The sequence below is a fragment of the Caulobacter sp. UC70_42 genome (genome assembly GCF_044056025.1).
Taxonomy (GTDB): Bacteria; Pseudomonadota; Alphaproteobacteria; order Caulobacterales; family Caulobacteraceae; genus Caulobacter.
In genome coordinates this window covers 3,187,223-3,207,781 of sequence record NZ_CP171994.1, presented here as the reverse complement: position 1 = coordinate 3,207,781, position 20,559 = coordinate 3,187,223, and the positions used below count along the sequence as shown (strand labels likewise).

Below are 20,559 nucleotides of genomic sequence, written 5' to 3'. Positions count from 1 at the left end.
ATCGTTCGCCCAACAGCCCGAGGGCTAGTTGATCAGCATCTCCTCGATGAGGACCGCATTCACCTTCGCCGGCGCGGCGACCAGGTTCACCCGGCGCAGCAGCTCGTAGCGCAGCTGGTAGGTGCCCTGGCTGCCGTTCAGATCTTCCGGGCGAAGCTCGCGCAGGAAGGCCTGGAACATGTCCTGGAGCCTCGGCAGATTCGGCGTCAGCTCTTCGGCCGTGTCTTCGTCCGGCAGCTCGAAGGTCAGTTTCAGCTTCAGGAAGGTCGACTTGCCGTCGGCGGCCTGCATGTTCACGACGATGTCCGGCAGAGTGTAGAAGACCACGCCGTCGGGCCCCTCCTTGATCACCGGCGCGGGACCGCCGGCCGCGGCCGCGCCGCCCTCGCCTTCCTTTTTCTCGCCGTGACCGCCCTTTTCTTCCTTCTTTTCCTTTTTCTTTTCCTTCTTTTCAGCCCCGTGCTCGCCCGCCTCGGCGGCCGGTTTCGGCTTCATCAGGAAAAAGGCCGCGGCGCCGCCACCGCCCAGCACGAGGACGCCCGCGGCGATCGCGATGATCAGGATCGGCGGCTTCTTCTTGGCGGGGGCTTCGCCTTCGGCGCCCTCTTTCGCCTTCGGGAGCCGGAGCTTCCTTTTCGGGTTTCTTGGCCACGCGCGCGGTTCCTTGGAATCTATACCCGTACACATGCGGGGCACATGGTTAACGATCTGTTCTTGAGGCCATTTGGTCGCAGGCTGAATCTGCCCGGCAAACTCCGACCAACACCCGGCCATTAACCTTCCTATTCGTTGATTTATAAGACCTTTCAGCACTGGCACGAAGGTTGCTTCAAGGGTTTCGGCGCATTTGTCGCGCCAGCCGCCCGAGTTAACTCGCCATGGACAACGCGCTCTACGTCGGCCTCTCGCGTCAGATGACGCTGCGCCGCCAGCTCGACATCGTGGCCAACAACATCGCCAACGCCAACACCACCGGCTTCAAGACCGAGGACCTGATGGTCCGCACGGAACAGGCCAAGCCGGCCAAGACCCTGGACGGCGCCTCGCCGGTGAAGTTCGTGCTGGACGACCGCGTCGCCCGCGACTTCACCCAGGGCGCCATGACCAAGACGGGCGGCGATTTCGACCTCGCCATCGAGGGAACCGGCTTCTTCCACGTCCAGACCGCCGCCGGCGATCGCTACACCCGCGACGGTCGCTTCACGACCAACCCCGAAGGCCAGCTGGTCACCCAGGAAGGCGCGCAAGTGCTGGACGACGGCGGCGGCCCGTTGCTGATCGACCCGGCCCTGGGCCGGGTCTCGATCGGCAAGGACGGCACGGTCAGCCAGGGCGCGGTTCGCGTCGGCCGGCTGGCCGTGGTTCGTCCCGACGACCTGGCCTCGATGGCCAAGGACGGCGACAACCTCTACCGCAACACCGCCAACACCACCCTGCAAGCCGCGCCGGACGCCCGCGTCCACCAGGGCATGTTGGAATCCTCGAACGTCCAACCGGTCATCGAGATCACCAAGCTGATCGAGATCCAGCGCGCCTACGAGGGCGTCGCCAAGATGATGGACAACACCGCCGAACTTTCGCGCAGCGCCGTCGAGCGTCTGGGCAAGCTGAATTAAGGGGCCTAGCCGATGCAAGCTCTCCGCACCGCCGCTTCGGGCATGTCAGCGCAACAGCTGAACGTCGAAGTCATCTCGAACAACATCGCGAACATGAACACCGTCGGCTTCAAGCGCCAACGGGCCGAGTTCCAGGACCTGCTCTACCAGCAGGTGGAGCGCGCCGGTTCGCAGTCGTCCAGCGACGGCAGCATCGTCCCGACCGGCGTCCAGGTCGGCGGCGGCGTCAAGGCCGGCTCGGTCTACCGCATCACCGAGCAGGGCACCCCGACCCTGACCGACAACCCGCTGGACGTCGCGATCCAGGGCAAGGGCTACCTGCAGATCCTGCTGCCCTCGGGCGAGACGGCCTATACCCGCGCCGGCAACTTCTCGACCAACGACCAGGGCCAGATCGTCACCGAGGACGGCTACACCGTCCAGCCGGGCATCACGGTCCCGCAGAACACCACCGACATCACGATCAGCAAGACGGGCCTGGTTCAGGTCAAGCTGGACGGCCAGCCGCAGCCGCAGACCATCGGCCAGCTGCAACTGGCCACCTTCATGAACGAGGGCGGCCTGGAGCAGATCGGCGACAACCTGCTGCTGGAAACCGCCGCCTCGGGCGCCGCCAACCTCGCCGCCCCCGGCGAGCCGGGCTTCGGCACGCTGCTGCAGCACTATACCGAAGCCTCGAACGTCGACGCGGTGACGGAAATCACTTCGCTGATCACGGCCCAGCGCGCCTACGAGATGAACTCGAAGGTGATCACGACGGCCGACCAGATGCTCCAAGCCACCTCGCAGCTGCGGTCGTAAGCTCATGAAGGCCTTCCTCCTCGCCGCCGCCGCTACCCTGGCGCTGACCATCCTCTCCGCCCCCGCCCACGCCGGCACGCCGGTGACCCTGCGGATGGACACCACCGACGCCGACGGCCGCATCACCCTGGGCGACCTGTTCGACGGCGTCAGCGGTCCGGCCGCCAACGTCGTCGTCGCCCCCCGCATCGGTCCAACGGCCGTGCTCGAGGCCGGCCAGGTGCAAGTCTCGGCCCGCCGCGCCGGCTTCGACTGGAGCAACAGCAACGGCATCCGCCGCATCATCGTCCGCGAGGGCCAGGACAACGGCGGCGTCTCGGCCGGCGGCAAGACCCTTGCCGGCGCCCCGCGCGGCAATGTGGAAGTTCTTGCCTACGCCCGCAGCCTGTCGGCCGGCGAAATCGTCCAGCCCCAGGATCTCGTCTGGGTGAAGATGGCCGGCGCCCCCATGGACGCGCCGCGCGACGCGGACGCCGTCATCGGCCTGGCCGCCAAGCGCCCCCTGCGTGAAGGCGCCGCAGTCCAGAGCCGCGACGTGGCCGCCGCCCAGGTCATCAAGACCGGCGACCTGGTCACCGTCACCTATGACGACGGCGGAATTTCCCTTTCGCTTCAAGGCAAGGCCATGGCCGCCGCCGCGACGGGCGACCTCTTCGCCGTTCAGAACACGCTCTCGAAGAAGATCATCCAAGCGGTCGCCACCGGCCCTGGCGCCGCCGCCGTCGGCCCGCAGGCCCAAGGCTTGCAAGCCCGTTCGCAACCCGTCCGTTTCGCCGCTCGCTAAGAGGTAGTCCACCCCATGCGTCGCCCCGTCATCATCGCCGCCGCCGTCCTGCTCGCGCCGCTGGCCGCCTGCTCCACCGTCACCGAAGCCGTGAAGGGGCCGCAGCTGGCCCCGGTCGGCTATCCGGCCGAACTGGCCCCGATGCAGCAGCAATATGTCTCGGCCCGCGAACCCGCCCCGCAGGCGGCCTCGGCCAACTCGCTGTGGCGCGTCGGCGCCCGCGCGTTCTTCAACGACCAGCGCGCCAGCCGCGTCGGCGACATCCTGACCGTCATGATCGACATCGACGACAGCGCCAACACCAAGAACCAGACCGCGTCCTCGCGCACCTCGAACATGAAGGCCGGCGTGCCGAACTTCCTGGGCCTGGAGTCCAGCCTGGGCAAGGTCCTGCCGGGCGGCTTCGATCCGGCCAACGCCGTGAACACCAACTCGGCCACCACCAACGCCGGCGCGGGCAGCGTCCAGCGCTCGGAAAAGATCAGCCTGACGATCGCCGCCGTGGTCAGCCAGGTCCTGCCGAACGGCAACATGGTGATCCAGGGCACCCAGGAGGTCCGCACCAACGCCGAGCTGCGCCAGCTGACCGTGGCCGGCATCGTGCGCCCGGAGGACATCTCCTCGGCCAACACCATCAAGCACACCCAGATCGCCGAAGCCCGCATCAGCTACGGCGGCCGCGGCGACATCAGCCGCGTGCAGAAGACCCCCCGCCGGCCAGTCGCTGGTCGAGAAGTTCTCGCCGTTCTAAGCGCGCCATTTGGGCGGAAACGTCCCCCCCCTCAAGGACCCGCAAGTTCGTCGGGCGCGGCCATCGCAAGGTGGCCGCGCCCGATGCGTTTCAGGAGCCATTCAGGTTCCGGCTGCGTTGATCGGAGCGAGGAGAGCTTCATGGGACGCCGCATCACCGCCTTCGCCGCGCTGGGTTTGGCCGCCGTCCTGGCCGGCTGCGCCCATGAGAAGGTCGCGCTGGACGGCTATCGCTGGGCCTATCTTGCGGACGGCGCAGAAGCCCCTCGCCTGGCCTACGGCCGCCCCAACACCGACGATGTCGTGCTGATGATCAGCTGCCGTCCCGGCCAGGATCAGGTGAACGTCTCGGCCGTGGGCCTGTCCGGCGGCGAAATCGTCCTGGCTTCGGGCCGGGCGGAAAGCCGCTTCTCCGCCGCCCGAGTGGACGACGCCCTAAGCCAGGGCGGCCTCCTGGAAGGACGCGGCAAGGCCAGCGCTCCGGCCCTGGACGGTTTCCGCAAATCCGGCGACCTGGCCCTGCTGACCAAGGGCGAACGCCATAGCCTTGCCGCGGACGCCGCCGACCGGGGCAGCATAAAGGCCTTCTTCAAGGCCTGCGGGGTTTAGGCCCGGCGGCCGGCGCCCGCGGCGCTGACATTGTCCATGCCCATGGCCGACAAGGCCCCGCGCAGGATGCCCTCGGCGTCAAGGCCGGCCTGGGCGTACATGGCTTCGGGCTTGTCCTGGTCCTGGAAGACGTCGGGCAGGCACAGGGTGCGGATCTTCAGGCCGCGATCCAGCGCGCCGTGCTGGGCCAGGGCCTGCAGCACGAAGGCGCCGAAGCCGCCCGTCGCGCCTTCCTCGACCGTGACGATCGCCTCGTGCTCGCGCGCCAGGCGCAGCAGCAGATCCAGGTCGAGCGGCTTGGCGAAGCGGGCGTCGCAGACGGTGGCCGAGAGGCCACGCGCGGCCAGCAGATCAGCAGCCTTCAAGCTCTCCGACAGACGCGTGCCGAACGAGACGATGGCGACGCTGGTCCCTTCGCGGACGATGCGGCCCTTGCCAATCTCCAGGGGTTCGGCGATCGCGGGAATATCCAGGCCCAGACCCTCGCCGCGCGGATAGCGGAAGGCGCTGGGGCGATCGTCGATCTCCGCAGCGGTGGCGACCATGCGGGCCAGCTCGACCTCGTCGGCGGCGGCCATCAGCACCATGCCGGGCAGAGCGCCCATGAAGCCGATGTCGAAACTGCCGGCGTGGGTGGGGCCGTCTGCGCCGACCAGACCGGCGCGGTCCATGGCGAAGCGCACCGGCAGACCCTGGATGGCCACGTCGTGCACCACCTGGTCGTAGCCGCGCTGCAGGAAGGTTGAATAGATCGCCGTGAACGGCTTCATCCCGTCCGCGGCGAGGCCGGCGGCGAAGGTCACCGCGTGCTGCTCGGCGATGCCGACGTCGAAGGTGCGCTGCGGGAAAGCCTTCTGGAACAGGTCCAGGCCCGTGCCCGAGGGCATGGCGGCGGTGATGGCGACGATCTTGTCGTCCTTTTCCGCCTGCTTGATCAGTTCCTGGGCGAAGACCTTGGTGTAGCTGGGCGGACCAGCGGCCGCCTTGTGCTGCTGGCCGGTGACCACGTCGAACCTGGCCACCGCGTGCAGTTTGTCGTCGGCGCCCTCGGCCGGAGCGTAGCCCTTGCCCTTCTGGGTGACGCAGTGGACCAGCACCGGCTTGTCCTCGAACGCCTTGGCGTTCTTGAGCACGCTGACTAGGGCGTCCATGTCATGGCCGTCGATCGGGCCGATATAGTAGAAGCCCAGCTCCTCGAAGAAGGTGCCGCCGGTGACCATGCCCCGGGCATATTCTTCCGCCTTGCGGGCGGCTTCGCGCATCGGGGTCGGCAGTTTCTCGACCACCGTCTTGCCCAGCTTGCGCACCGAGCGGTAGGCGCCGCCCGAAACCAGGTTGGCCAGGTACGCGCTCATGCCGCCGACCGGCGGGGCGATCGACATGTCGTTGTCGTTGAGGATGACGATCAGGCGCTTGGTGGTGTCGGTCGCCGCGTTCATCGCCTCATAGGCCATGCCCGCGCCCAGCGAGCCGTCGCCGATCACGGCGATGACGTTGTTGTCCTCGCCTTTCGCGTCGCGCGCGGCGCAGAAGCCCAGGGCTGCCGAGATCGAGGTGGCCGCGTGGGCCGCGCCGAACGGGTCGTATTCGCTCTCGGCCCGCTTGGTGAAGCCCGAGAGACCACCGCCCTGGCGCAGCGTCTTGATGCGATCGCGGCGCCCGGTGAGGATCTTGTGCGGATAGGCCTGATGTCCGACGTCCCAGATGACGATGTCCTTGGGCGTCTCGAAGACGTGGTGCAGCGCCACGGTCAGCTCGACCACGCCCAGGCCCGCGCCCAGGTGGCCGCCCGTCACCGACACCGCGTCGATGGTCTCGGCGCGCACCTCGGCCGCGAGCTGTTTCAGCTCCGCGACGGAAAGGCCGCGCGTGTCGGCTGGCGAAGCGATGGTGTCGAGCAGTGGCGTTTTGGAGGACATGTCGGAAGAAAGCGCGGTCAGTTGCGGCGGTCCAGCACGAAATCAACGCTTTCGCGCAGATGTTCGGCTCGTTCGCCAAAGATTTCGAGATGGGAGCGGGTTTGGTCGGCCAGAAGCGTCACGCGCTCCTTGGCCGCGTCCAGCCCCAGCAGGGTGACGTAGTTGGCCTTGCCCTTGGCGGCGTCCTTGCCGCCGGTGGCCTTGCCCATGGTCTTGGGATCGCCCTCGGCGTCCAGGATGTCGTCGACGATCTGGTAGGCCAGGCCCAGATCCTGGGCGAACGCCATCAGGGCGGCGCGCTCGGCTTCCTTGGCGCGGGCGATGATCAGCGGGATCTCGAAGGCGAAGGCGATCAGGGCCCCGGTCTTCAGCCGCTGCATCCGGGCCACCGCGCCGAGATCGTCGCGAACCCCGAGAATGTCGATCATCTGACCGCCAGCCATGCCCTTGGCGCCCGAGGCGATGGCCAGCTTGCGCACCAGTTCGGAACGGACGTGGCCGTCGTCGTGGGTGTCGGGGTGGGCCATGATCTCGAAGGCCGCCGTCTGCAGCGCATCGCCCGCCAGGATGGCCGTAGCCTCGTCATACTGCTTGTGCACGGTCGGACGACCGCGGCGGACGGCGTCGTCGTCCATGGCCGGCAAGTCGTCGTGCACCAGGCTGTAGGCGTGGATGCACTCCAGCGCGCAGGCCGCACGCAGCACCGGCCGCTCGGGCAGGTCGAACATCTTGCCGGTCTCGAGCGCGAAGAACGGACGCAGGCGCTTGCCCGGCCCCAGGGCCGCGTAGCGCATGGCCTCGGTCAGGCGGGTTTCCGGACCGTCGGCCCGCGGCAGCAGCTCGTCGAGCGCCACGGTGACGATGTCGGCGGCCTGGACGATCCGCTTGGCCAGGTCGGACGGGGCGAGATCTGTCAAGGGCGGCTCCCCTCGGTCCGCGCGCGGGCGCCCGTCATCAGTTGAACTCGGCCGCTTCGGCGGTCACGGCCCCGCCCTGGCCCAGGACGATCTTCTCGACCTTCAGGCGCGCGGCCTCCAGCTTCTTCTCGCAATGGGCCTTCAAGGCCGCGCCGCGCTCATAGATGTCGATCGAGCGCTCCAGCGGAGCCTGGCCCAAACTCCAGCTCGGCCACGATCCGCTCCAGCTGCGCCAGGGCTTCCTCGAAGCTCAGGGCGGCGATATCGGCGGGATTGCTGGCGGCGTCGGTCATTTCAACTCTCAGGTGAACAGCCGTCAGCCTAGTGGCGACAGGCGGCGCGGGCAACGGCGTAGAGCCAAGGCGTGGTTAAGGGAAAAGTCTTCGGCCCGTCAGCCGCGACGGAAGCGCTTGAGGCTCCAATAGGCGTGGCCTTCATCGAGCAATTTGATCAGCCCCCGCGCCTTTAGCGCATCGGCGATCATCCAGTTGAAGAAACCATGGGCCACGACCAGCACATCCTGGCCCTGGTCGGACAGAGCCACCAGCCGGTCGGCGACCTCGTCGGCCCGGATCTCCGCCTCGGCGCGGGTCTCCTGGCCGCCATGGTTGTTGAAGAACCACCACCAGAAGCGGGCGAAGAACCCCAGGCGCTTGGGCGACATCCGCAGCCACAACGGCCAGGGCGGCGGCGGCAGCGGGGCCTCAATGAAGGTCTCGTCAGTGACGAAGGCGCGATCGCCGACCACCGCCTTGGCGGTCTCGATGGCGCGACGGCGGGTCGAGACGATGATCGCGTCGGCGTCGCGGGCGATCTGGATCAGCCCAGCCGGCGGAGTCTGTCCTTCCTTGAGCCCCCCTACCTCGTAGCGAGCCCACCACTCGCCGTATTCGGGCGCGTTGAGGCGAACCTTCCGCGACAGCGCGGGTTCGCCGTGGCGGGCCAGGGTGATGGTCCCCGGCTTCACGGGCGAGGACGCTTGGTCGGCGGTGGTGACGTCGGCCATGTTGAAGAGAAGTCGTTGGGCAGAAAGCCGTCCCGTCCCCTCACCCCTCCTGAAGAGCGCGCACATGCGCGGCGGCGGAACGCCCCAGCGCCTGGAGGTCGTAACCGCCCTCGAGCGAGGACACAACCCGGCCCTTGGCGCGGGCGTTGGCCACCGAGACGATCGCCCGCGTCGCCCAGGCGAAATCGTCCTCGTCCAGGCTCTGGGCCGACAAGGGGTCCCGGACGTGGGCGTCGAAGCCTGCCGAGACGATCAGCAGTTCGGGCGCGAAAGCGTCGACCTTGTCCATCAGTCCCTCGAATCGCGACCGCCAGGCCTCGCGCGGCGCGTGGGGCGCCACGGTGGCGTTGGCGATGTTGCCCAGCCCCGTCTCGGACGGATCGCCCGTGCCGGGATAAAGCGGCGACTGATGGATCGAGGCGAAGAACACGGTCGGGTCGTTCTCGAACACCGCCTGGGTGCCGTTGCCGTGGTGAACGTCGAAGTCGACGATAGCCACCCGCCTCAGCCCGGCCGCCTGGGCCGCGCGGGCCGCCACGGCGACGCTCGAGAAGACGCAGAAGCCCATCGCCACGCCAGGTTCGGCGTGGTGACCGGGGCGGCCGGACGGCGCAGAAGGCGCGGCTGGCCTCTCCCGCCGCGATGGCCCGCACCGCCGCGACGCCGGCCCCGGCCGCGCGCCGGGCCGCGGCCAGGCTGCCGCTCGACATCACCGTGTCGGGATCCAGCGCCAGGCGACCCGACTTCGGGGCGGCCTCGAACACGGCGTCGACGAAGGCCTTGGGATGCACCCGCAGCAGGTCCTCGACGTCGACCAGCGGCGCGTCCAGCGCCTCCAGCGCCAGGTTGGGATCGTCGTTCAGCGCGTCGACCACGGCCCGCAGCCGCTCGGGGCTCTCGACGTGGCCATGGCCGGGCCGATGATCCAGCATGTCGAGATGCGTGTAGAGCGACAGGGTCACGGATCAGCCCGCCTTGCGAACCGGCTCGGCCTGGACGCCCAGCACATTGGCGTCGCCCCAGGCCTTGAGCGCGCAGATCACCGGCTCCAGGCTCCTGCCCTTGGTCGACAACGCATATTCGACCTTGGGCGGCACCTCGGCATAGACGGTGCGGACGATCAGGCCGTCGCGCTCCAGCTCGCGCAGTTGCTTGGTCAGCATGCGCTGGGTCACCGCCCCCAGCTTGCGCCCCAGGGCGTTGAAGCGCAGGCGGCCGCTGAGCAGGTGGTACAGGATCACCCCCTTCCACTTGCCGTCGATCAGGTTCAGCGCCGCCTCGACGCCACACTCCTTGGGATCTTCCACAGCCGCCTCACGGTATACTTTAGGGTACTACATACAGAAAATGACCGTACTTGCGAAGATCGTAGCATGGCGCGATCTCCTGGTCGCGGCCTGAGACCGCCCTCTTTGCTGGAGACCATCATGAAGATCGTCGGCTTCCGTGACTTGCTGCCCGCTACCGATCCCAACGCCCTGCTCGACCTGGAAGCGCCCGATCCCATGGCCAGCGGACACGACATCCTAGTGCGGGTGAAAGCCGTTTCGGTGAACCCCGTCGACACCAAGGTGCGCAGCCGCGCCCAGCCGGCGCCGGGCGAGGTCCGGGTGCTGGGCTTCGACGCCGCCGGCGTGGTCGAGGCGGTCGGCGAGGCCGTCACCCTGTTCGCGCCGGGCGACGAGGTGTTCTACGCCGGCGCCATCGGCCGCCAGGGCTCGAACGCCGAACTGCAGCTGGTCGACGAGCGCATCGTCGGCAAAAAGCCCAAGAGCCTGGACTTCGCCCAGGCCGCCGCCATGCCCCTGACCTTCATCACCGCCTGGGAACTGCTGTTTGACCGGTTCGGCGTGGCGCGCGACGGCGGCGAGGGCCAGACCCTGGTGATCATCGGCGGCGCCGGCGGCGTAGGGTCGGCCCTGATCCAGCTGGCCCGCAAGCTGACCCGGCTGAACGTCGTCGCCAGCGCCTCGCGCGACGAGACCCGGCGCTGGGTTGAGGACCTGGGCGCGCACCAGACCTTCGACCACACCAAGCCGCTCGCCGACGAGCTTGCGCGCCTGGGCCTGGACGCCCCGGCCTACATCGCCTGCCTGACCCACAGCGCCCAGCACTTCCCGCAGGTCGCCGACGCCATCGCCCTGCAGGGCAAGATCGGGATCATCGAGGCCGACGGCGACCTGAACATCCGCCCGCTGCAGGCCAAGGCCGCTTCGATCCACTGGGAGTACATGTTCGCCCGGCCGCAGGGTACGCCGGACATGATCCAGCAGCACCGGCTGCTCACCGAAGTCGCCGACCTCGTCGACCAGGGCGTTCTGCGCACCACCCTGACCCAGGTGGTCGGCAAGATCCGCGCCGCCGACCTGCTGGAAGCCCATCGGATCGTCGAAAGCGCCCGCACCATTGGCAAGGTGGCGCTGGAAGGCTTCTGACCGCTGAAGGGCTCATATTGAAGGCGGGGGTCATGGCGGCTACTCAAGTCGCCATGACCGACAAGCTCCGCCGCGCGACGATCGAAGACGCCGACACCGTATCCAGCCTGGGCGCGCGCACCTTCACAGAGACCTTCGCCCATCTCTATCCGCCCGAGGACCTGGAGACCTTCCTGGCCTACGCCTACGGCCTGGAGCGGACCCGCAACGATCTCGCCCATCCCGACAAGGCGACCTGGCTGCTGGAGGACGAGGACGGTGAGGCCATCGGCTATGCCCTGGCCGGCCCCTGCGACCTGCCGCATGACGAGGTGAGGCCCGGCGACGGCGAGCTGAAGCGCGTCTATGTGCTCAAGAGCCATCAGGGCGGCGGCCGCGGCTCGGCGCTGCTGAACACCGCTCTGGACTGGCTGGAGAAGGACGGCCCGCGGCCGCTCTGGATCGGCGTGTGGTCGGAAAACTTCGGCGCGCAAAGGCTTTACGGCCGCCTGGGGTTCGAAAAGGTCGGCGAATACCACTTCCCGGTCGGCGAGACCCGGGACCTGGAGTTCATCCTGCGGCGAGGGTGAGCGCCCCTTCCGCCCCCCTCCGGGGGCGGACGACCGCGCATCGCGCGGTCAGGTGGGGGCAAGTAGGGCGATTACGCTCCGCACTTGCCCCCTCCGCGCCTTCGGCGCTCCTCCCCCAGAGGGGGAAGAAGGCCATTGTTGCGTCTGCTTTCAGAACCCTCCATTCTTCCGAACATCTGTTCGAAAGCCGCGCCGATGTTCCTTCGCTTCTTCTCCGAGCTCCGTCAGGCCAAGGTGCCGGTGAGCCTGCGCGAATACCTCCTGCTGATGGAGGCCCTCGACAAGGACGTCATCGATCGCACGGTCGAGGACTTCTACTTCCTGTCGCGCGCCAGCTTGGTGAAGGACGAGAAGAACCTCGACAAGTTCGACCGCGTGTTCGGCCATGTCTTCAAGGGGCTGGAGACGGTCAACGAAGGCCTCGCCGCCGACATCCCGGAAGAGTGGCTCAAGGCGCTGACTGAGAAGTTCCTGACCGACGAGGAAAAGGCCCAGATCGAGGCCCTGGGCGGCTTCGAGAAGCTGATGGAGACCCTGCAGGAGCGTCTGCGCGAGCAGAAGAAGCGCCACGAGGGCGGAAACAAGATGATCGGCTCGGGCGGCACCAGCCCATTCGGCAACAACGGCTACAATCCCGAGGGCGTCCGGATCGGACAGGACAAGAGCCGCCATGGCCGGGCGGTGAAGGTCTGGGATAAGCGCGAGTACAAGAACCTCGACGACAGCGTCGAACTGGGCACCCGCAACATCAAGGTCGCCCTACGCCGCCTGCGGAAGTTCGCCCGCACCGGCGCGGCCGAAGAGCTTGATTTGAACGGCACGATCAAGGGCACGGCCGAAAAGGGCTATCTAGACATCCAGCTGCGTCCCGAGCGCCGCAACGCCATCAAGGTGCTGATCTTCTTCGACATCGGCGGCTCGATGGACGGCCATATCAAGCTCTGCGAGGAGCTGTTCAGCGCGGCCAAGACCGAGTTCAAGAACCTCGAATTCTACTACTTCCACAACTGCCTGTACGAGACCGTGTGGAAGGACAACAGGCGCCGCAACACCGAGAAGATCCAGACCTTCGACGTGCTCCACAAGTTCCCGGCGGACTACAAGGTGATCTTCGTCGGCGACGCGACCATGAGCCCGTACGAGATCACCTATCCGGGCGGCAGCGTCGAGCACTGGAACGAGGAGCCCGGCGCGATCTGGATGCAGCGGGTCACCGATATCTATCAGAGCTGTATCTGGCTGAACCCGACGCCCGAGCGGCACTGGGACTACACCCAGTCGATCGGCGTCATGAAGCAGATCCTGTCCGACCGCATGTACCCGCTGACCCTGGAAGGCCTGGACAAAGCCATGCGCGAACTGGTTCGCGGCTAGATTAGCGGACCGGCGCGTCGCCGAAGTGGCCGGCGTCATTCGACGGCTGGCCGATCAGCGGCACTTCCGGCGCCGCGGTATGATCGTTGGCGATCATGGTTCCGATCCGGAAGGTGGAGCTGTTGGCGCCGCCCAGCAGGATGAAGACGTCTTCGCGCCCGTCGCCGTCGATATCGAAACCGACGCGGGCGCCCGACACCGCCTGGCTGACGTCCGTGGCCTGCGTGAGAGCAGCGTCGTTCAGCGCCTGGACCTGGGCCGCCAGCACGTTGCTGACCGCGGCGGTGCTGACCACGGTCGCGCGCCCCTCGCCCATCACGGCAAGATGGTCGCCCTTGGCGGCCGAGTAGTCGAGCACGACACCCAGCAGGGCGGCCAACTTGTCGGCCGGTCGCGCGGCGGAGATCAAGAAGGTGTCGGCGCCCGTCCCACCGGTCGCGACCGCGCGGGCGTTCATGACGATGCGGTCGGCGCCTTCGCCGCCGTCCAGGTGATCGACCTCGCCCTTCGGGGCGCCTCGGCCGTCGATATAGTCGTCGCCGGCGCCGCCCCGGATCGTGTCGCCGCCGGCCGTACCGTACATGACGTCGGCGCCGGCCGTGCCGACCATGACGGTCCTGGTCGCGGCCAAGCCCTGGCCGCCCACGTCCTCGACCACCGCCTTATCTTCCGAGGTGGGGGGCAAGTGGCCAGAGGCCCAGGCCTGCTGAGGTTCCGGCGCGGGAGTCGCCGCCAAGTGCGAGATCTTGAACGCCGACAGGCCCTGCGGAGCCTCGCTCGGCGCCTGGATCGTGATCGCCTCGGCGCCTTGCGGCTTGACCGCCGGCGGCGGCAAGGCTTCGCCGGCCACGGCGGCGGGCGTATGCGCCTGCGTACGGTCCGATTCGAGGTTGAGGGCGGCGATCAGCTTGGAGGCCAAAGTCTCGATAGCCGGATCGTCGGCACGCGGCAGGTTCTCGAAGGTCAGGCGGCCCGCCTCGCCCAGGTCCGCGCCGCGCATCTCGAGATAGAGACCGACGGCGATGACCAGCGACAGGAACGACTGGGCCTCGCGGCTGGCGGGATCGAAGGCGACGACCGTGCCGCTCTGCTCCGGGATGCCCGAGGCCAGCACCTGGCGCAGAGCGCCCCACAGGCTGCCCACCTGGTGGAACATGTCGATCGCCGCGTCGTGGACGACGAACTGGCCGTCGATGCGAGCGATGTGGACCAGAACGTCCTGGTTGGAATCGGTGACCACGTACCAGGGGTCGCCCGAGTCGGTCTGGCCGAAGATCCCGTCGACCTCGCCATAGGCCGCCTCCAGCTGCTGCGTCAGCAGCATCAGCAGGCCGCGCTCGTTGGCGGACCAGTCGCTGGCCGGAGGCCGCGGGCTGAAGGCTAGGATCTCACCCATTTCGTCGCTCGTCAGGCCTGGGCCGCCCGTTCAGTCACGACCGGCTCCGCCTCTTCGGCGGCGCCGTCGAACAGAAGCCGGTACAGCTCAGGTTCGTAATATCGCAGCAAGGTGCGGGCGAACTGGCCCGGATCAAGACCCAAGCTCTCGGCCCAGACGGCTTGAGCCTCGATCGGAACGCGACCTAGACCGTTCTCCACCTGCGAGACGAAGGTGTAATAACGCAACCCGGTCTTCTCGGCCAGTTCAGCCTGAGTGAGGCCAGCGGCCTCGCGCGCGGACTTCAGCCAACGCCCCGCCTCGCGGCGCAGAGTCTTGGTAAGAGCCGCCTTGGCGGGATTCATGGCCGTTCTGGACATCGCTAAGCCGCTTCCTCGCCCCGTACGCGGGCGCTCCCTAGTTGTTACACAATGCGTAAAAACGCAACAATCGATCGTCGGCCTCGCAAGAGGCCTTGCGGATGATCTTCGACCCACATACAGTTTTTATGCAACTATTTTGAATGTATCGACCGCATGTACGTTTCGATCGCCGCCACCCACGCCCGCTCGGCAGCCCCGCTCCCACAGGAGTGGCGCGTTCCGCCGCGCCTGTCGCTGATCATGGTGGTCTACATGACCGGTCCGACCTTAATGGAGAGCGTGCGCCACGCCCTGGCCGAGCCTAGGGTCGAGGAGTTCGTCATCGTCGACAATGGCTCCTCCCTGGCCGACGCGGCCTGGCTGCGCGACCTGGCACGCCGCGAGCCGCGCGTGCGCCTGCTGCAGGGCCTGGGCAATATCGGCTTCGCGCGCGCCGCCAATCTGGGCGCGGGCGCGGCCAAGGGGGAAGAGCTGATCTTCCTCAATCCCGACGCCTTCCTGACCCCCGGCGCGGTGGCGGCCCTGTCCGAGGCCGCCCGCGATCGCCCTTCGCCCTGCGTGATCGGGGCCCGGGTGTTCAATACCGACGGAACCGAACAGCGGGGCGCGCGGCGCGGCGAGATCACGCCCGTCACGACCCTGCTCACCCTCTCGAAGCTTAGCGCCCTTCTGCCCCCGCTGCGCCGCTTCGAGATCCACCGGGAAAGCGAAGTCCCCCCCTTCGCACCCGGTGGACACCCCTACGATCTCGGGCGCCTGCTTCTATATGCGGGCCACCGATTTTCACGCCCTCGGCGGCTTCGACGAGGGCTATTTCCTGCATGTCGAGGATATCGACCTGTGCTGGCGGGCCCGCCGTCAGGGCGGCAGCGTGCTGTTCCAGCCCGACGCCCGCATCGTCCACGTGGGCTCAACCAGCAAGGAGAACCCGCTGGTCGTCGAGTGGCACAAGGGCCGCGGTCTGGTGCGCTACTTCCTCAAGCGCGCCGATAGCCTGCCCCGCAAGGCCCTGGCGCTGCTGCTGGCGCCGCTGATCCTGGGCGTGGCGGTGGGCCGGCCGCTGCTGCGCCAACTGCGCCGCGGCCGGATGGGTCGCCCCGTCGAGCGTCTCGCCGCCGTCGGTTGAACGCCCGCTGGAGAGCGGAGCAGCGCGCGTTTCGCGGAAAATGCCGCCAACAACCGTCCATCCGCGTTCAGACGATGATCTTGACGCTTGCGCCAAATTCGAACGCCCGTAAGACTTCCCCACGGGTAAAGGGGAACATGTAGTGAGTCCGACCACCGACGTCGCCGCTTCCAACGAAGTCGAGGCGGCAGAGACCGAAGCCGCCACCAAGAATCTGGTCTTCGTCGCCGCCGAGCGCCTGTTCGCGCTGCACGGTTTCCAGAATGTCTCCGTGCGCGACATCACCGCCGCCGCCGGCGTGAACCTGGCCTCGGTGAACTACCACTTCGGGTCCAAGGACGCCTTGCTGTTCGAGATCTTCCGTCGCCGCACGGCCGAGCTCAATCGCGAGCGGGCCAAGATGCTGCACGAGGCCAACGACCGCAACGACGGCGCCCCGCCGCTGCGCGAAATCCTGGCCGCCCTGCTGACCCCTCCCCTGCGCTGGCTGGCCCCGGACCACGAGCGCCGCATCTCGCTGCAGTTCCTGATCCGCGCCCGCAGCGAAGGCACCGACGAGATTCGCACCGTGCTGAAGACCGACGTCTCGCACCTGCGACGCTTCTCCGACGCCCTGCTGCGCGCCCGTCCGGACCTGTCGCCGGAAGACGTCTACTGGCGGCTGCACTTCACCCTGGGCATGCTGCACAACAACCGCTTCGCCGAGTTCGACCGCCTGAACGTGCTCTCGGAGGGCCAGACCAGCGAGGCCGATGTCGTGGCCCTGCTGGGCCGCATGCTCGCCTTCGCCGAGGCCGGTTTTCTCGCCTAACGCGTAGTCCGGAACCCAGTCACGGCCGGCGCGTTCTGCGTCCGGCATGGGACGGCTGCGGATCCTTCACGAGAACTCGGTACTATTATGAACGGCCGGTGCGGTTCGGACCGCAGCGGCTGATGATCCGCCCGCGCGACAGCCACGCCCTGCGCATCGTCGAGGCCTCGCTGCGGCTGTTTCCGCCGGGCGCCACGCGGTGGAGCTATGACGCCAACGGCAACTGCGTCTGCATTTTCGAACCGACAGGCCAAGCCGACGCCATGCGTGTGGCCAGCGAGCTTGTCATCGACCGCTACCCCGCCCCGCTGGCGCCGCAGCGGATCGAGAACCCCGACACCCTGACTCCGATTGTCTATTCCCGCGAAGATCGGATGACGCTGGAGCCGTTCATCGCCCCCGTCACCGACGACCCTGACGCGGTGCTGCTGCGCTGGCTGCGCGACATCCGGGCGCATCGCGACGAACCGGCCCTGGCCTTCCTGCTGCGCATCAACGAGCTGATCCACAGCCAGTTCGAATATCGCACGCGCATGGAAGAAGGCGTGCAGACGCCGGTCGAGACGCTGCGGAAACGCAGCGGGGCGTGCCGCGACCTGGCCTGGCTGATGGTCGAGGGCCTGCGACGCCTGGGCTACGCGGCCCTGTTCGCCACCGGCTACATCCATTCGCCCGGGACGATGATCCGCGGCGCCGGCGCCACCCACGCCTGGTGCGAGGTCTTCCTGCCCGACCTGGGCTGGCTGGAATTCGACCCCACCAACGGCTTGGCCGAGTCGCCGGACTTGATCCGCGTGGCCGCCACCCGAACGCCGGCCCAGGCGTTACCGGTTTCCGGGGCGATCATCGGCGACCCGGGCTCGGCGCGTCTTCACGTCTCCGTGGAGGTGCGCCTTATCGATCCCATTAACCATGCGGCGTGATACAGTGAGTGCGCGTACGGGAGGAAAAGCCATGACCAGCGGCTTCCAGCACCAGGACCCCATGCGGAACTTCAGCTTTCCCAAGGCGGAGCCCAAGGCCCAGCACGGCCAGAAGCCCGATCAGGAATGCCTGAAGGTGAAGGAAAAGCGGACCTTCGAACCCAAACCCGGGCACTGAATTGTAAAAAAGGCTCACGACCACCCCCTCGGGGCGCCCCTGTCACGCGAGCGATCTATACAGACACTCGCGGCGTCTTTAACTTTTGACGCCTGGGGAATGGGGAGCACCACGAGTATGCGACGCGTCGCGCTCGGATGTCTGTTGGCGACGGCCGGTCTGGCGGTGGTGAGCGCCGCGACGGCCCTGTCGACTCGCGCCCCAGAAGAATTCAACCAGACCCTGACCTTGGCTGGCGGACCTGAGGCTGGCGGAGCGGACGTCCGCGCCCCGGCGGACGATCCCGATGCGCCGATCGCGACGGCGCGCTATGGCGGCGAGCGGTCTCGCGTCGCCGCCCCCATGGCCATCGCCGCCGAAACCCACGCCGTTCCGGCCGTGGCGACGGTGGCCCTTGCCGGCGGACCGCAAGACGTCAGCGTGGCCGGCGACGCGCCTGCCGTGGCCATCGCCGCCGCTCGGACAACCCCGCCTTCCGCTCCGGCCGCCGCGCGTCCGGCGGCGCGTATCCTGGCCGAGGCTTCGACCGCGCCGCGCCGTCCGGTGCTGGCCCTCACGCGGGTCGAGCATCGCCGCCCGGCCGGCAAGATTCTGCAGATGCGGGTCGACGACCAGCCACTGGCCTTCACGCCCATGGGCCTGCAGTCGGGCGCGGTGAAGCGCCTGACCCTGAACGCCTCGAACCTGATGTCCAAGGCCAGCGCCTCGGCCGAGGATCTGCGCCGCGGTCGCTGGATGCTGTACGCCGCCAGCTCGGGCAAGGCCTACGGCCTGAACCTGATCCGCGACACCTTCGGCGGTTGGCGCAACGCCGGCTATAGCGAAGAGAAGATGGCCCGCTTCGGCAGCCGCCAGATCGGCGTGGGCTATCGCAAAGGCAATAGCCTGATCTCGCTGAGCGCGACGCGCCGCAAGCTCAATTCGATCGACTATTCCGACAAGGACACGGTCGTCGGCGTCAGCGTCTCGGTGCGCGGCCGCTAGGGTCCATATTCGATCGAAGCTTGGAGACCATAGAATTCAAGGCTTCCAGCGCTTGTCATCCCGGAAGCCTCGTAGAGGCTGTCCGGGACCCAGGGGCCGGCGCATTGCGGTTTCCCCTGGGTCCCTGCTCTCCGCTTCGCTGCGGGCGGCATGACAAGAAAGGGGCTGCTCCCTACTGCATCTGGCCGCTAGCCGCCTGTCTCGGTTCTGCAAGGATGTAATGCGCGCGCGTCTGGACCCTCGCCATTCAGGGGCGTAAAGCGCCCTCGTGTCCGATCCATCTCCCGCATCCTCCCCGCTCGCGACGCGCCTGATCTCGATCGCGGTGGCCAGCGCGCTTCTGATGGAGTTCATCGACTCCACGGCCCTGTCGACCGCCCTCCCCACCCTGGCCCACGCCTTCGCGGTCGATCCGATCCACCTGAAGCTGGCCCTAACTTCCTACATTCTCGCCCTGGCGGTGTTCACGCCGGCCAGCGGCTGGGCGGCGGAGCGGTTCGGGGCGCGACGGGTGTTCCTCTCGGCCATGACCGTCTTCCTGCTGGGCTCGGCCCTGTGCGGCCAGTCACGAAGCCTGGAGACCTTGGTCGCCTCGCGGATCGTCCAGGGGATCGGCGGGGCGATGATGACGCCGGTGGCGCGGCTGATCGTGGTGGGGTCCACGCCCAAGGACAAGCTGCTCACCGCCATGGGCTGGTTCACCATGCCCGCGCTCGTTGGGCCCTTGATCGGCCCGCCGATCGCCGGGCTCGTGCTCAGCGTCGCCGACTGGCCGTGGATCTTCTACATCAACCTGCCCGTCGGCCTGCTGGGCGTGATCGCCGTCATGCGCTTTGTCCCCCGGAGCGAGCCCAAGCCTGACCTGGGCCGCTTCGACACCACCGGGTTCGTCCTGTCGGCCCTCGCGGTCAGCGGCCTTGTCGTGGTCGCCGAGACGGCGGGCGTGGGCCTGTTGCCGCCCTGGGCCCAGATCGCGTTGCTCGCGCTCTCGATCGCCTGCGGCTTTGTCTATCTGCGCATCGCCAAGCGAACCGGCCGCCCGATCCTGGATCTCACTCTCCTGCGCTACCCGACCTATCGCGCCAGCCTGGTCGGCGGGACGCTGGTGCGGCTGGGCATCGGCGCCAGTCCGTTCCTGATGCCCCTGCTGCTGCAGGTGGCGCTGGGCTGGAGCCCGCTGAAGGCCAGCTTCGTCACCCTGGCCACTGGCGTCGGCGTGCTGTCCGCGCGTCCGTTCGCGAGCAAGATTTCTCAAGCGTTTCGGCTTCCGCACCGCCCTGACTGTGTTCGTCACCCTGACGGCGCTGTTCACCGCCGCGCCCGGCTTCTTCCGTCCGGCCACGCCCATGGCCGTGATGATGATCGCCCTGCTGCTGGGCGGCTTCTGTCGGTCCAACCAGTTCATCGCCACCAACACCATCGCCTATGCCGACGTGCCGGAAACCTCGACGGCGGCCGCCTCGAACCCTATCGGCCGTGACGCAGCAGATCGGCCTGGCCCTCGGGGTCAGCTTCGGCGGCATGATGCTGCACCTGGCGCGCGGCGCGGGCGGCGCGCTGACGCCCGACCGCTTCACCTTCCCGTTCCTGGCGATCGGCCTGGTGACCCTGCTGGCCCTGCCCGTCTACCTGTCGCTGGACAAGGACGCCGGCGCGGCGATCAGCGGCCGCAATCGGGCGCCGGCCTAGGACTTGGTCCGGCGGCCGCCCCGCGAGTGGTTGGCGGTCATCGGATCCGGCTTCTTCGGCGGGACCCAGCCTTCGGGTTTGCGTGGTACGGGCTGGTCGGTGCCCAGGCCCATCCGACCGGGGACCTGACGCTGGAAGTACGACGCTTGCGGACGCTTCTCGACGTTCCGGACCAAGGCGCTGCGCTGGATGCCCTCGATCTCAACGCGAAGCCGGCCGGCCGTCTCGAAATCCTGGGCCGCGACCGCCTCTTCCAGCTGTTCCTTCAGTTCGTCGAGATGGGACATCGGCGCCTCCATGGGTCAGCTTC

The 20,559-nt window shown here is 67.9% G+C and carries 20 protein-coding genes and 5 pseudogenes; 15 read left to right on the top strand and 10 right to left on the bottom strand.

The window, feature by feature from the left end:
• Positions 1-24: 24 nt before the first annotated feature.
• Positions 25-652: pseudogene (gene fliL, locus ACHMW8_RS15965) on the bottom strand (flagellar basal body-associated protein FliL).
• A 226-nt stretch (positions 653-878) separates the two neighbouring features.
• On the opposite strand from fliL, the gene flgF reads away from it, so the two are divergent.
• From flgF to ACHMW8_RS15940, 5 genes and pseudogenes are all read left to right on the top strand, one after another.
• Positions 879-1,616, top strand: a complete 738-nt coding sequence (flgF, locus tag ACHMW8_RS15960) for a flagellar basal-body rod protein FlgF (protein WP_395443080.1) — start codon at positions 879-881, stop codon at positions 1,614-1,616.
• A gap of 12 nt (positions 1,617-1,628) precedes the next feature.
• The gene (gene flgG / locus ACHMW8_RS15955) at positions 1,629-2,417 is read left to right on the top strand and encodes a flagellar basal-body rod protein FlgG (protein WP_125156481.1); all 789 of its coding nucleotides are present in this window, start codon (positions 1,629-1,631) and stop codon (positions 2,415-2,417) included.
• Between the two features lie 4 nt (positions 2,418-2,421).
• Entirely contained in the window at positions 2,422-3,201 is a 780-nt protein-coding gene (flgA, locus tag ACHMW8_RS15950) for a flagellar basal body P-ring formation chaperone FlgA (RefSeq protein WP_395443079.1), read from the top strand.
• Between the two features lie 15 nt (positions 3,202-3,216).
• A pseudogene (gene flgH, locus ACHMW8_RS15945) lies at positions 3,217-3,952 on the top strand (flagellar basal body L-ring protein FlgH).
• A gap of 140 nt (positions 3,953-4,092) precedes the next feature.
• On the top strand, positions 4,093-4,560 hold the full coding sequence (locus ACHMW8_RS15940) for a hypothetical protein (protein WP_395443078.1): 468 nt from the start codon (positions 4,093-4,095) through the stop codon (positions 4,558-4,560).
• Here ACHMW8_RS15940 and dxs read toward each other — a convergent pair.
• From dxs to ACHMW8_RS15910, 6 genes and pseudogenes are all read right to left on the bottom strand, one after another.
• The gene (gene dxs, locus ACHMW8_RS15935; protein ID WP_395443077.1) at positions 4,557-6,479 is read right to left on the bottom strand and encodes a 1-deoxy-D-xylulose-5-phosphate synthase; all 1,923 of its coding nucleotides are present in this window, start codon (positions 6,477-6,479) and stop codon (positions 4,557-4,559) included. The genes ACHMW8_RS15940 and dxs overlap by 4 nt on opposite strands.
• A 17-nt stretch (positions 6,480-6,496) precedes the next feature.
• Positions 6,497-7,396 (bottom strand): polyprenyl synthetase family protein, encoded by a 900-nt coding sequence (locus ACHMW8_RS15930; protein ID WP_125156476.1) that lies wholly within the window; start codon positions 7,394-7,396, stop codon positions 6,497-6,499.
• Positions 7,397-7,433: 37 nt separating this feature from the next.
• Positions 7,434-7,689, bottom strand: a pseudogene (locus tag ACHMW8_RS15925) (exodeoxyribonuclease VII small subunit).
• Positions 7,690-7,787: 98 nt separating this feature from the next.
• A complete protein-coding gene (locus ACHMW8_RS15920) occupies positions 7,788-8,468 on the bottom strand; it encodes a histidine phosphatase family protein (RefSeq protein ID WP_395443076.1) in 681 nt (226 codons plus the stop codon).
• Positions 8,443-9,364: pseudogene (locus ACHMW8_RS15915) on the bottom strand (histone deacetylase family protein). The gene ACHMW8_RS15920 and the pseudogene ACHMW8_RS15915 overlap by 26 nt, the downstream one beginning before the upstream one ends.
• Before the next feature lie 3 nt (positions 9,365-9,367).
• Positions 9,368-9,709: a helix-turn-helix domain-containing protein gene (locus ACHMW8_RS15910; protein WP_125156473.1), complete on the bottom strand. Its 342-nt coding sequence runs from the start codon at positions 9,707-9,709 to the stop codon at positions 9,368-9,370.
• A 120-nt stretch (positions 9,710-9,829) separates the two neighbouring features.
• Here ACHMW8_RS15910 and ACHMW8_RS15905 point away from each other — a divergent pair, with 120 nt between their 5' ends.
• From ACHMW8_RS15905 to ACHMW8_RS15895, 3 genes are all read left to right on the top strand, one after another.
• Positions 9,830-10,837, top strand: a complete 1,008-nt coding sequence (locus ACHMW8_RS15905) for a zinc-binding alcohol dehydrogenase family protein (protein WP_125156472.1) — start codon at positions 9,830-9,832, stop codon at positions 10,835-10,837.
• Positions 10,838-10,869: 32 nt separating this feature from the next.
• Positions 10,870-11,406: a GNAT family N-acetyltransferase gene (locus tag ACHMW8_RS15900; protein WP_395443075.1), complete on the top strand. Its 537-nt coding sequence runs from the start codon at positions 10,870-10,872 to the stop codon at positions 11,404-11,406.
• 195 nt (positions 11,407-11,601) lie between these two features.
• A complete protein-coding gene (locus ACHMW8_RS15895) occupies positions 11,602-12,780 on the top strand; it encodes a VWA domain-containing protein (protein WP_395443074.1) in 1,179 nt (392 codons plus the stop codon).
• Position 12,781: 1 nt separating this feature from the next.
• On the opposite strand, the gene ACHMW8_RS15890 is transcribed toward ACHMW8_RS15895, so the two are convergent.
• Entirely contained in the window at positions 12,782-14,176 is a 1,395-nt protein-coding gene (locus ACHMW8_RS15890; RefSeq protein WP_395443073.1) for a calcium-binding protein, read from the bottom strand.
• A gap of 11 nt (positions 14,177-14,187) precedes the next feature.
• Positions 14,188-14,535: a helix-turn-helix domain-containing protein gene (locus tag ACHMW8_RS15885; protein WP_125156468.1), complete on the bottom strand. Its 348-nt coding sequence runs from the start codon at positions 14,533-14,535 to the stop codon at positions 14,188-14,190.
• A gap of 156 nt (positions 14,536-14,691) precedes the next feature.
• Here ACHMW8_RS15885 and ACHMW8_RS15880 point away from each other — a divergent pair.
• The 7 genes and pseudogenes from ACHMW8_RS15880 to ACHMW8_RS15850 all read left to right on the top strand — a co-directional run bounded on the left by ACHMW8_RS15880 (position 14,692) and on the right by ACHMW8_RS15850 (position 20,249).
• Positions 14,692-15,664: pseudogene (locus tag ACHMW8_RS15880) on the top strand (glycosyltransferase family 2 protein).
• A 142-nt stretch (positions 15,665-15,806) separates the two neighbouring features.
• Positions 15,807-16,475: a TetR/AcrR family transcriptional regulator gene (locus ACHMW8_RS15875; protein ID WP_125156466.1), complete on the top strand. Its 669-nt coding sequence runs from the start codon at positions 15,807-15,809 to the stop codon at positions 16,473-16,475.
• A gap of 98 nt (positions 16,476-16,573) precedes the next feature.
• Positions 16,574-17,398: a transglutaminase family protein gene (locus tag ACHMW8_RS15870; RefSeq protein ID WP_395443072.1), complete on the top strand. Its 825-nt coding sequence runs from the start codon at positions 16,574-16,576 to the stop codon at positions 17,396-17,398.
• Positions 17,399-17,429: 31 nt separating this feature from the next.
• Positions 17,430-17,576: a hypothetical protein gene (locus ACHMW8_RS15865; protein ID WP_199743414.1), complete on the top strand. Its 147-nt coding sequence runs from the start codon at positions 17,430-17,432 to the stop codon at positions 17,574-17,576.
• 144 nt (positions 17,577-17,720) lie between these two features.
• Positions 17,721-18,560, top strand: coding sequence for a hypothetical protein (locus tag ACHMW8_RS15860; protein ID WP_395443071.1), 840 nt, complete (start codon positions 17,721-17,723; stop codon positions 18,558-18,560).
• Positions 18,561-18,828: 268 nt separating this feature from the next.
• Entirely contained in the window at positions 18,829-20,040 is a 1,212-nt protein-coding gene (locus tag ACHMW8_RS15855; RefSeq protein WP_395443070.1) for an MFS transporter, read from the top strand.
• Positions 20,037-20,249, top strand: a complete 213-nt coding sequence (locus ACHMW8_RS15850) for a hypothetical protein (RefSeq protein WP_395443069.1) — start codon at positions 20,037-20,039, stop codon at positions 20,247-20,249. Before ACHMW8_RS15855 ends, ACHMW8_RS15850 begins: the two co-directional genes overlap by 4 nt.
• Here the strand turns inward: ACHMW8_RS15850 and ACHMW8_RS15845 are convergent.
• Positions 20,246-20,536, bottom strand: a complete 291-nt coding sequence (locus ACHMW8_RS15845) for a UvrB/UvrC motif-containing protein (protein ID WP_125156463.1) — start codon at positions 20,534-20,536, stop codon at positions 20,246-20,248. The genes ACHMW8_RS15850 and ACHMW8_RS15845 overlap by 4 nt on opposite strands.
• Positions 20,537-20,559: the final 23 nt, after the last annotated feature.